The organism is Inquilinus sp., assembly GCF_039594555.1.
GTDB lineage: Bacteria > Pseudomonadota > Alphaproteobacteria > DSM-16000 > Inquilinaceae > Inquilinus.
Genome location: NZ_JBCNNF010000237.1, coordinates 1 through 10,869 on the forward strand (window position 1 = coordinate 1; position 10,869 = coordinate 10,869).

Here is a 10,869-nt window from a genome sequence, read left to right on the forward strand (position 1 = left end):
CACTCGGAGTCAATGCCGTTTACCACGACAGCGCCAGCCTGCACCCGGTGCCGGTCGACGTGAAGGCCGGCGAGCTGCCGATCGCCAGCCAGCAGATCGTCGAGATTGCCAAGGCCCTGACCCTGAACTGCCGGGTGCTGATCCTGGACGAGCCGACGGCGGCGCTGACCGAGGCGGAGGCCGAGGCGCTGTTCGCCATCATCCGCGGCCTGCAGGCGCGCGGCATCGGCATCATCTATATCAGTCATCGCATGGCCGAGATCTTCGCCATCGCCGACCGCATCACCGTGTTCCGTGACGGCGCCTATGTCGAGACGCTGCCGACCGCGGCGACGACGCCGGAGCAGGTGGCGGCGAAGATGGTCGGGCGGCCGCTGCTCGACCTGTACCCGCCGCGCCGCGGCCCGGCCGCCGCGGCCCCGCTGCTCAGGGTCGAGGGCCTGTCAGACGGCGGCATCGTCCGCGATGTCGGCTTCGAGATCCGGCCGGGCGAGATCGTCGGCCTCGGCGGGCTGATCGGCTCCGGCCGCACCGAGACGGTGCAGGCGATCTGCGGCCTAGCCCGGCGCACTGCCGGCAAGGTCACCTGCGACGGGGCCGAGGTGCCGCCGGACGACTATCCCGCCGCGGTGCGGCAGGGGCTGGCCTATCTCAGCGAGGACCGCAAGGGCAACGGCGTCTTCCTCGACCTGCCGATCGCCCAGACCATCTCGTCGCTGGACCTGCGGCGGGTGTCGGGCCGCGTCATGGTCAGCCGGCGGCGCGAGGCGGCGCTGGCTGAGAGCATGCGCCAGCGGCTGGGCATCCGCTGCGCCGGCGTGCAGCAGCCGGTGGCGACGCTCAGCGGCGGCAACCAGCAGAAGGTGGCGCTGGCCCGGCTGCTGGCGGTCAACCCGCGCGTGCTGTTCGTCGACGAGCCGACGCGCGGCGTCGACATCGGCGCCAAGGCCCAGATCTACGCCATCCTGCGCGAGCTCGCCGACCAGGGCGCCGGCATCGTCGCCATCTCGTCGGAGCTGCCGGAGCTGATCGGCATCAGCGACCGCATCCTGGTCCTGCATGAGGGCCGCCTGGCCGGCGAGCTCGGGCCCGGCGAGATGACCGAGGAGGCGATCATGCACCTGGCCTCCGGCCTCGGGGCCCAGCACCACCAACAGGGCGCGCCGCGCCGTGCCGCCATGGGAGACATCAGATGAGCATGGCCGCCGTGACGCCGATGATGCGCGTCGTCCGGGTCCGCGAATTCGGCCTCCTGGCCATCATCGCCCTGCTGTTCGTGGCGATGAGTTTCGCCTCGCCCTATTTCCTGACCCTCGCCAACATGCGGGCGATCCTGCTGTCCTTCTCGATCGAGGGGATCGTCGTCATCGGCATGACCATCCTGCTGATCGTCGGCGGCATCGACCTGTCGGTCGGGTCGGTCGTGTGCCTGTCGATGGTGATCGGCGGCACGCTGTTCCTCGCCGGGCTCGACCCCTGGTCGGCCAGCCTGATCGCGATCGCGGCCTGCGGCGCCATCGGCTTCCTGATGGGGCTGTGCGTCACCCGCATCGGGCTGCACTTCTTCATCGTGTCGCTGGCCTTCATGGTGGTCACCCGCGGCCTCAGCCTGCTCTTGACCCAGGGCACGCCGCAGTCGCTGTTCTCGCTGCCGAAGGCGTTCAAGTTCGTCGGCCAGGGCAGCCTCGGCGGCCTTCCCTTCGTGATCCTGATCTTCCTGGCGCTGATCGCCGTGTTCGACGTGCTGCTGCGCAAATCGGTGCTGTTCCGCCGGGTCTACTACACCGGCAGCAACGAGAAGGCGGCCCGCTTCTCCGGCATCGACACCAGGCGCACCAAGATCATCTGCGCCACGCTGTGCAGCACGCTGGCCGGCGTCGCCGGGGTGATCTACATGGCCCGCTTCGGCGCGGCCACCCCGCAATTCGGCGTCGGCATGGAGCTCAGCGTCATCGCCGCCGCGGTGATCGGCGGGGCCAGCCTGAACGGCGGGTCCGGCACCATCGCCGGGGCGGTGCTGGGGGCGGCCCTGCTGTCGCTGGTCACGTCGTCTCTGATCCTGCTCAACGTGCCGGTGTACTGGCAGGACATCATCCGCGGCGCCATCCTGCTGGTGGCGGTGACGATCGATCACCTCCTCAACACGCACAAGGCCCGAGGCTGACACCGATGCCGCGCCCGCTCTACAGCGAAGCCGAGAGACTGCGAAACATCCACCGCGTCCTCGTCATGTTCTACCAGGAGCACCGCTCCCAGGCCGAGATCGCGGCCGAGATCGGCATCTCCCCCGCCACCGTCAACCGCATGATCCGCGAGGGGCATGAGCGCGGGCTGGTCGACATCCGCATCCGCTCGCCCTTCGATGCGGAGGAGGGGCTGTCGGCGGCGCTGAAACGCCTGGGCGGGCTCGATTCGGCGGTGGCGGTGCCGGCGGTGTCGACCGACCCGGCGATCGTGCTGAAGACGGCGGCCGAGGCGGCGGCGACCACGCTGCTGGAAGGCCTGGCCGACGGCATGACCATCGCCGTCTCCGGCGGCGTCGCCCTCTGCGCCACGATCGAGGCGCTGGCCCCGCCGCGGGCCTATGACGTGCGCGTGGTGCCGGCCACCGGGGGCGTCCAGGGCAAGTTCCGCACCGACGTCAACCACGTCGCCGTCGCCCTGGCCGAGAAGCTGGGCGGCAAGGCCTACCAGCTGCACGCCCCGATCTTCGCCGCGAACGAGGCCGAGCGGGCGGCGCTGCTGTCGGTGTCGACCATCCGCAGCGTGCTCGACATGGCGCGATCGGCCGATGTCGCCCTGTTCGGCATCGGCTCGGTGCGCGACGAGCACGCCACCTACCTGACCCTGTCGGACACTGCCGACCGCGGCGCCATCGAGCGCGTGGGGGCGGAGGCGGAGCTGCTGGCCCATCTGCTCGACCATGACGGCAAGCCCTGCGACCACCCGTCGAACCGCCGGCTGGTGGCGCTGACGCTGGACGAGCTGGCGGGGATCCCGCGGCGCATCGCGGTGGCCTCGGGCGCCCGCAAGGTCGAGGCCATCGGCGCGGTGCTGCGCGGCGGCGCGCTGGGCCATTTGATCACGGATGACCGGACGGCCCGCGCCGTCGTCGAAAAGCTGGAGGGCAAGGATGCAGATGCAGCGTGAGATCGGGGCCAGCGGGATCCCCGCCAGCGCGGTGGGGCTCGGCACCTGGGCCATGGGCGGCTGGCTGTGGGGCGGCGGCGACGACGACGCATCGGTGGCCGCGATCCGCGCCGCACTCGACGCCGGCGTCACTCTGATCGACACCGCCCCGGCCTATGGCCTCGGCCGGGCCGAGCAACTGGTCGGAAGGGCGATCGAGGGGCGCCGCGACGAGGTGGTGCTGGTCACCAAATGCGGCCTGGTCTGGGACACCGACAAGGGCCGTCCCTTCGTCGGCCAGGACGACAAGACCATCCACCGCTATCTCGGCGCGGAATCGGTGCGGGCGGAGCTGGAGGCCAGCCTGCGCCGCCTGCGCACCGACCATGTCGACGTGCTGATCACCCATTGGCAGGACCCGACGACGCCGATCGCCGAGACCATGGAGGCGCTGCTGGCGCTGAAGGCCGAGGGCAAGACCAGGGCCATCGGCATCAGCAATGCCAGCGTCGAGGACCTCGCCGCCTATCGCGCCGCCGGCCCGGTCGACTGCGTGCAGGAGGCGTACAACATGCTCGATCGCGGGCTGGAGCGGACGCTGCTGCCGCCCTGCCGCGACGCCAGCATCGCCGTGATCAGCTATTCCAGCCTGGCGCTGGGCCTCTTGACCGGCCGGATCGGGCCGGAGCGGACATTCGACGGCGACGACCTGCGCCGCACCAATCCGCGCTTCTCGGCCGAGAACCGGCGGCTGGTGGCCGCCTTCGCCGCCGATCTCGGCGGCATCGCCCGCGACCATGGGGTGGCGGTCGCCGATGTGGTGATCGCCTGGACCCTGGCGCAGCCCGGCATCACCTTCGCGCTCTGCGGCGCCCGCAACGCCGACCAGGCCCGGGCGAATGCGCGGGCCGGCGAGCTGCGCTTGGCGGCGGACGAGCTGGCCGCGATCGACCGCGCCATCGCCACCCATCTCGGCCCGGTCGCGGCGGCGGCGTAGGCCGGGTCCCAGCGAATGTCCTCCAACTCACTCATCGCCCCTTCTAAGTCCCCCCTCCCCTTGCGGGAGGGGGGCAGGGGGAGGGGGCTGCGCGCGTCCGCGCGCGTATGGGCGGGGCACCCCATTCGGCGTCCGCGCCGATCGGCGGCGGTCCGGGCCGGCTCCTTCGGCGGGAACCCCCTCCCCCTAGCCCCCTCCCGCGAGGGGAGGGGGGACTCGTTTTCTCTTCGGTCGATGTCTTTGCCGGCCTTCCCACAGGACACGACACAATGACCGGCAATGGCTCGTCCATCCCTGAGCGGGCCGATGTCCTGGTGATCGGCGGCGGCATCAACGGCATCAGCACCTTCCGCGAGCTGGCGCTGCAGGGCATCGACGTGGTGCTGGTCGAGCGCGACGATTTCTGCTCCGGTGCCAGCGCCGCCCTGTCCCGCATGGTGCATGGCGGGCTGCGCTATCTGGAGAACGGGGAGTTCCGGCTGGTCCGCCAGTCGCTGCGGGAGCGCGACCGGCTGCTGCGCAACGCGCCGCACTATGTCTCGCCGCTGCCGACCCTGGTGCCGGTGACGGCCCGGCTGCGCGGCACGCTGGCGACGATCGGCGCCTTCCTGGGGATCGCCGAGCGGCCGCAGGCGCGGCCCGGGCTGATGATCCGCACCGGCCTCGCCCTCTACGACCTCTTGTCCTGGCGCAGCCGCACCATGCCGCGGCACCGCGGCATCGGCCGGGCGAAGCTGCAGCGCCTGGCCAAGGGCATCACCCGGCGGGCGGTGGCCGGGGTGCTGTACTACGACGCCCGCGTCACGCAGCCGGAACGGCTGGGCATCGAGCTGGTGCTGGACACCGAGGCCGAGACCGGCGCCCGCGCCTTCTCCTACACCGAGATCACCGGGCGGGACGGCGACGGCCTGGCCTGGCGCGACCGGATCACCGGCGCCAGCGGGCGGATCGCGCCGCGCGTGGTGGTCAACGCCACCGGCGCCTGGGTCGACCTGGTGGGCGGCGCCATCGGCCCGGCCACCAACCGGCGCCGCGTCCAGGGCACCAAGGGGTCGCATCTGATGATCCGCAACCCGGCGCTGCAGGAGGCGCTGGACGGCCGGATGATCTATTTCGAGAACGACGACGGCCGCATCTGCATCGCCTTCAATCATGCCGGCGCCGCCCTGGTCGGGTCCACCGACATCCGGGTCGACGACCCGGACGACGCGGTCTGCCTGGACGACGAGAAGCGCTACATGCTCGCCGCGCTGGCCGGGATCTTCCCGGAGCTGGAGGTGCGCGACGACGAGATCGTCCACGTCTTCACCGGCGTCCGGCCGCTGCCGGTCAGCGACGGTGAGGCGACCGGGCGGATCAGCCGTGACCACGCGGTCGAGGTCGACCCGGCGGGCACGCTGCCCTTCGCCCTGCTGACCCTGATCGGCGGCAAGTGGACCACCTTCCGCGCCTTCGGCGAGGAGGTCGCCGACCTGGCCCTGGCCCAGCTGGGCCGGCCACGCCGGGTCGGCACCCACGACCTGGCGATCGGCGGCGGCCGTGGCTTTCCGCGCGATGCCGACACGAGGTCGCGCTGGCAGCAGGACCAGGCCGCCGCCGCCGGCCTGCCGCTGGCGCGGTTCCAGGCGCTGAGCGAGCGCTACGGCAGCCGGGCCGTCGCCGTCGCACGCTTCCTCGGGCAGGGGCCGGACGCGCCGGTCGCCGCCGCGCCCGATTATTCGCGGCGCGAGCTGCAATACCTGATCGAGACCGAACGGGTGCGCGACATCGGCGATCTGCTGTTGCGCCGCACCCTGCTGGGCATGGAAGGCCGGATCACGCCGGCCCTGGTGGCCGAGGCCGGGAGCCTGGTCGCCGCCGCTCTCGGCTGGACCGAAACCGAGACCGCGGCCGCCGCCGCCCGCTTCGACGACATCATGGCCCGCCGCCATCGCGTGCAGGCCGCGCAACACTGATTGGGGTTTCCGATGTATCTGACCAAGAAGGTCCGCCTGAACCGGCTGATGCGCAATGGCCGCTGCCTCGACGTCGCCATCGACCACGGCGTCTGCAATGAGCCTTCCTTCATGGCCGGGCTGGAGGACATGGAAGGCGTGGTCCGCATGCTGGCCGAAGCTGGGCCGGACGCGATCCAGATGAATTACGGCCAGGCCGACCTGCTCCAGTCGATGCCGGGGCAGGACCGGCCGGCGCTGGTGATGCGCGTCGACATGGGCAACCCCTACAACCGCCAGCGCCACCGCGAGATGTGGGCGGTGCTGCAGAACGAGGCCGACCCGATCCTGCCGGCGCTGCGGCTTGACGCCGCCTGCGTGGTGGTGAACCTGTTCATGCTGCCGGACGAGCCGGGGCTGTTCCGGCAATGCGTGCAGAACATCAGCCGCCTCGGCAACGATTGCGAGAAATACGGCATGCCGCTGATGATCGAGCCGCTGGTGATGCAGCCGAACGACCGCGGCGGCTATCTGGTCGACGGCGACACCGAGAAGATCGTCACCCTGGTGCGGCTGGCGCGCGAGCTGGGCGCCGACATCGTCAAGGCCGACCCGACCGACGACCCGGCGGATTTCCGCCATGTGGTCCAGGCGGCGCGCTGCCCGGTGCTGGTGCGCGGCGGCGGCAAGGCCGAGCTGCGGCGCGTGTTCGACACCTCGGCCGCGCTGATGGCTCAGGGCGCGCATGGCATGGTCTATGGCCGCAACATCTACCAGCACGACAATCCCGGCGCCGTGGTGGCGGCGCTGATGGCGATGATCCATGACGGCGCCGACGGCGACGCCGCCTGGTCGATCTACCGCAGCGGGGGCGGGCGATGAGCGCCTGGCTGGGCATCGACGCCGGCAACACCGGGGTCAAGGCGCTGCTGTTCGACGATGCCGGGCGCGAGCTGGCCTTTGCCCATCGCGACACCGGCGGCCACAGCCCGGAGCCGGGGATGGTCGAGCGCGACATCGGCCGCCTGCGCGCCGACCTCGCCGGCCTCGTCCGCGAGCTGCTGGACAAGAGCGGCCTGCACGGCCGCGACATCGCCGGCATCGGCACCTCGGGCCATGGCAACGGCCTCTATCTGCTCGATGCCGAAGGCGGGCCGCTGGCGGCGATCCAGTCGCTCGACTCCCGCACCGCCGGTCTGGTCGAGGACTGGCAGGCAAACGGGATGGGGGAGGCGGCGGCGGCGATCTGCCTGCAGCGGCCCTGGCCGTCGCAGACCCCGGCGCTGCTGGCCTGGATGGCGCGGCACCGGCCGCAGGTCCTGGACCGCGCCGCCCATGTGCTGATGTGCAAGGACCTGGTGACCCATGCCCTGATCGGGCGGGTGGCGACCGACATCACCGACATGGGCGGCGCCGGTCTGCTGCGCCTGCCCGAGAACCGCTACGACGATGGCCTGCTGCAGGTCTACGGCCTCGGCGGCATCGCCGCCAAGCTGCCGCCGCTGCACTGGCCGACCGACCGGGTCGGCACGGTGTCGGCGGAGGCGGCGGCGCGCACCGGCCTGGCCGAGGGCACGCCGGTGGTCGCCGGCTTCTTCGACGTGGTGGCCAGCGCCGTCGGCGCCGGCGTCACCCGGCCGGGCCAGGCCTCGATCATCCTCGGCACCTGGAGCATCAACCAGGTCGTGGTCGACGCGCCGTTGGACGGGGTGTTCATGTCGGCCGGCATGGCGCCCGGCCGCTTCCTGTCGATGGAGAACTCCGCCACCTCGGCGGCCAACCTGGAATGGCTGGCGCATCACCTGCTGGCCCACGACGCACGACGCGAGGGCAGCGCCTTCGCTTTGGCCGACGCCCTGGCCGCTGCGGCGCCGCCCAAGGCCGACGGGCCGATGTATCACCCCTATCTCTATGGCGCGGCGGGCGATCCGTCTGCCCGCGCCGGCTTCTTCGGCCTGGCCGGCTGGCATGATGGCGGCGACATGGTGCGGGCGGTGTTCGAAGGCGTGGCCTTCGCCCATCTCGCCCATGTCGAGAAGCTGCTGGCCGCCGGCGCCCGGCTGCGCGGCATCACCATCTCCGGCGGCGGCGCCCGCAGCCCGGTCTGGCCGCAGATGATCGCCGACGTGCTGCGGATGCCGGTCAGGGTCGCGGCGCAGGCGGAGACCGGGGCGCTCGGCGCCGCAATGGCCGCCGCGGTCGGCGCCGGCCGCTTCGCCGACCTCGACGAGGCCGCCGCCGCGATGGTGGCGCCGCCGCGCGAGGTGGTGCCCGATCCGTGCCTGGCCGGCTTCTACCGCCGCCGCTTCGCCCTGTGGCAGGCGGTCGGCAAAAGCCTGGCGCCGCACTGGGCGGCGCTCAGGGATATCGGGCAGGCCTGAGCGCGCCAGGGTCGCGGAGCCCATCACGATATCGACCGGAAAAATGAGAGTCCCCCCTCCCGCAGGGGGAGGGGGGACTAAGAAGAAGCGGTCCGCACCATTTCGCAGGCGGGAGAGGCAACGCGAGAAGACGCTCGAGATCCAATCAGACTCTCACCCGACCGGACCTCAATTCACCACGCCCTACCGCCGGAACTTCAGCCGGTACTGCCGCGGCGTGCTGCGGCAGTGGCGCTGGAACTCCTCATAGAACTGGCTGAGCGAGCCGTAGCCGCAGCCGAAGGCGACCTCGGCGATCGACAGGTCGGTGTCGACCAGCATCATCATCGCCCGGCTCAGCCGCTGCCGCCTTATGTACTGGGCGATGGTCATGCCCAGCACCCGCTTGAACACGGCCATGGCGTTGGTCGGGTGCAGCCCGCCGGCGGCGGCCACCGCCTCGACCGTCACCGGCTCGCCGAAATGCGCGTTGATGTGGTCGGTCATGGCCTGGACCCGGGCGATGGCCCGGCGGCCGGCATTGGCCAGCCGCGGCGCCTCCTCGGCCGCCTCGATCTCGCAGGGCGTCGCGTCGGCCGAGGCGTCCGGCGCCACCGCATCGAGCGACAGGCGCTTGACCCTTAAGCCCACCTCCTCGCGCAGGATCTGCTGCCGCAGCGCCGACCCCTCCGGCCATTCGGCGGCCCAGCGCTGGAACAGCAGCGGGTCGATCGGGTCGGGCGCCGCCACCGCGGCGAAGCGGCCGTCCATCACGCCGGACTTGAAGGCGTCGGCCACCGGCAGGGTCAGGAAATCCGCGAAGGGCAGGTAGACGCAGATCAGGTCGGCCGTCGGCTCGACCGCGATCACCTGGTGCGGCACCGCCGCCCAGAACAGATGCACCCGGTTCGCCCCAATCGAGATCCGTGTGCCGTTGAACAGATAGGTCATGCCGCCGGCCAGCAGCAGGTTCAGCTCGATATGGTCGTGCCAATGGGCCTGGCCCATCGGCTCCGGCACATGCCGCTCGGCATAGAAATCGCCGCTGTCGATATAGGTCTCGATGTCCGGCGGCGCGGCCGGCGGCGTCAGGGTCTCGCTCATCCCATCGAGAATGAAGCTGGCTTTCCGGAAAACACAAGCGGCGGCGTGGAAGAAATCCGGAATCCGACCCTCCACAGTGCCGGGCAGGGGCGAACCCGGCAACAGGGGGCAAGCGATGGCAAGAGCGCGAAGCAGCGCCGCCGCGGCGATCTGCGCGGCGACGGGCATCATCACCATGACGACGGGGGCGGGGGCGGCGGAGGCGCCGGTCACCTCCGGGCTGCAGTTGAAGATCTCCGGCTTCCTCGGCTTCGAGGCCGCGGCGGTGCTGAACCAGTCCGGCGACAGCGGCTTCGACCGCGACTATGATTTCCGTTCCGGCGGCCGGCTGCAATTCGACGTCAAGAATGTCACCGACAGCGGCCTGGAATATGGCGGCCGCATCCGCTTCAACAACGTCGACCGCCGCGACAACGCCACGGTCGACCATGTCTATATCTATCTCCAGGGCGATTTCGGCACCGTCACCCTGGGCGACGTCGATGCCGTGGCCGGCGATTACGGCTACATCTTCGCCCATGATTCGGTGGTGTCGGAGATGGGGATGGGCGCCAATTGGGGCGACAACCTCGACCATGACTACGCCTATGGCGGCGGCCACTTCTTCTCGCTGGACCCGACCTACATCTCGGGCATCGGCGACCCGGACACCCGGATCAAATACAGCTCGCCCGATCTCGGCGGCTTCTCCTTCGGGGTCGACTTCACGCCGGTGGTCGGCGGCAGCGGCCATGCCGGCAATGGCGGCCGCGCCGACCTGACCAATGACGCCGACACGCTGTACGAGAACGTCGTCACCGCCGGCGCCAACTACACGGCCGATCTCGACGGCGTGTCGGTGCTGGTCTCCGGCACCGCCTCCACCGGCAACGGCGTCGGCGGCCATCGCGACCTCGCGGCCTACAGCCTGGGCACGCAGGTCGCCGCCGGCGACGTCACCGGCAGCCTGAACTGGGTCCATTACGACCGCATCGCCGACAGCGGCAAGGCGATCGACACCCTTGCCGCCAGCCTGGCCTGGCGCTTCGGCGATTTCGAGGCCGGGCTCGGCTATGCCTTCACCACCGGCCGCAAGGGCAACGGCCTGGCGGGCAGCGACGACACCGGCGATCCCGGCCGGTCCGACCTCAGGCAGAACCACATCGCCGCCGGCACGCTGGTCTACACCCTGGCTCCCGGCCTGAACGCCTATGCCGAGTTGACCTGGGAGACGGCGTCATTCCGCCAGGGGCCGGATTACGACAACACCGTGCTGGTCAGCGGCTTGGTGCTGGGCTTCTGACGTGCTGGTTTTCCGGAAAATGAACGCCCTGTGGCGGAAGAAATCCGGAATCCGCAGTGTCAC

The 10,869-nt window shown here is 71.0% G+C and carries 9 protein-coding genes; 8 read left to right on the plus strand and 1 reads right to left on the minus strand.

The features are described from left to right. From ABDW35_RS22830 to ABDW35_RS22860, 7 genes are all read left to right on the plus strand, one after another. On the plus strand, positions 1 to 1,196 hold a 1,196-nt coding region (locus tag ABDW35_RS22830; RefSeq protein WP_343716181.1), incomplete at its 5' end, for a sugar ABC transporter ATP-binding protein. Continuing rightward, positions 1,193 to 2,164 (plus strand): ABC transporter permease, encoded by a 972-nt coding sequence (locus ABDW35_RS22835; protein WP_343716182.1) that lies wholly within the window; start codon positions 1,193 to 1,195, stop codon positions 2,162 to 2,164. The genes ABDW35_RS22830 and ABDW35_RS22835, both read left to right, overlap by 4 nt. Before the next feature lie 5 nt (positions 2,165 to 2,169). Continuing rightward, entirely contained in the window at positions 2,170 to 3,150 is a 981-nt protein-coding gene (locus ABDW35_RS22840; RefSeq protein WP_343716183.1) for a sugar-binding transcriptional regulator, read from the plus strand. Then, positions 3,134 to 4,126: an aldo/keto reductase gene (locus ABDW35_RS22845; protein WP_343716184.1), complete on the plus strand. Its 993-nt coding sequence runs from the start codon at positions 3,134 to 3,136 to the stop codon at positions 4,124 to 4,126. The genes ABDW35_RS22840 and ABDW35_RS22845 overlap by 17 nt, the downstream gene beginning before the upstream one ends. A 269-nt stretch (positions 4,127 to 4,395) precedes the next feature. Then, positions 4,396 to 6,081 carry a glycerol-3-phosphate dehydrogenase/oxidase gene (locus ABDW35_RS22850; RefSeq protein ID WP_343716185.1) on the plus strand — a complete coding sequence of 562 codons (1,686 nt, stop codon included), beginning with the start codon at positions 4,396 to 4,398 and terminating at the stop codon, positions 6,079 to 6,081. A 12-nt stretch (positions 6,082 to 6,093) separates the two neighbouring features. Continuing rightward, entirely contained in the window at positions 6,094 to 6,942 is an 849-nt protein-coding gene (locus ABDW35_RS22855) for a hypothetical protein (RefSeq protein WP_343716186.1), read from the plus strand. Next, entirely contained in the window at positions 6,939 to 8,441 is a 1,503-nt protein-coding gene (locus tag ABDW35_RS22860) for an FGGY-family carbohydrate kinase (RefSeq protein WP_343716187.1), read from the plus strand. The genes ABDW35_RS22855 and ABDW35_RS22860 overlap by 4 nt, the downstream gene beginning before the upstream one ends. A gap of 183 nt (positions 8,442 to 8,624) precedes the next feature. Here the strand turns inward: ABDW35_RS22860 and ABDW35_RS22865 are convergent, their stop codons facing one another. Further along, positions 8,625 to 9,524 (minus strand): helix-turn-helix domain-containing protein, encoded by a 900-nt coding sequence (locus ABDW35_RS22865; protein WP_343716188.1) that lies wholly within the window; start codon positions 9,522 to 9,524, stop codon positions 8,625 to 8,627. 115 nt (positions 9,525 to 9,639) lie between these two features. On the opposite strand from ABDW35_RS22865, the gene ABDW35_RS22870 reads away from it, so the two are divergent. Beyond that, positions 9,640 to 10,806, plus strand: a complete 1,167-nt coding sequence (locus tag ABDW35_RS22870) for a porin (protein ID WP_343716189.1) — start codon at positions 9,640 to 9,642, stop codon at positions 10,804 to 10,806. Positions 10,807 to 10,869: the final 63 nt, after the last annotated feature.

Coding starts and splice junctions, on each gene's coding strand:
- ABDW35_RS22835 (WP_343716182.1), top strand. CDS start 1,193: ATGAGCATGGCCGCCGTGACGCCGATGATGCGCGTCGTCCGGGTCCGC.
- ABDW35_RS22840 (WP_343716183.1), top strand. CDS start 2,170: ATGCCGCGCCCGCTCTACAGCGAAGCCGAGAGACTGCGAAACATCCAC.
- ABDW35_RS22845 (WP_343716184.1), top strand. CDS start 3,134: ATGCAGATGCAGCGTGAGATCGGGGCCAGCGGGATCCCCGCCAGCGCG.
- ABDW35_RS22850 (WP_343716185.1), top strand. CDS start 4,396: ATGACCGGCAATGGCTCGTCCATCCCTGAGCGGGCCGATGTCCTGGTG.
- ABDW35_RS22855 (WP_343716186.1), top strand. CDS start 6,094: ATGTATCTGACCAAGAAGGTCCGCCTGAACCGGCTGATGCGCAATGGC.
- ABDW35_RS22860 (WP_343716187.1), top strand. CDS start 6,939: ATGAGCGCCTGGCTGGGCATCGACGCCGGCAACACCGGGGTCAAGGCG.
- ABDW35_RS22865 (WP_343716188.1), bottom strand. CDS start 9,524: ATGAGCGAGACCCTGACGCCGCCGGCCGCGCCGCCGGACATCGAGACC.
- ABDW35_RS22870 (WP_343716189.1), top strand. CDS start 9,640: ATGGCAAGAGCGCGAAGCAGCGCCGCCGCGGCGATCTGCGCGGCGACG.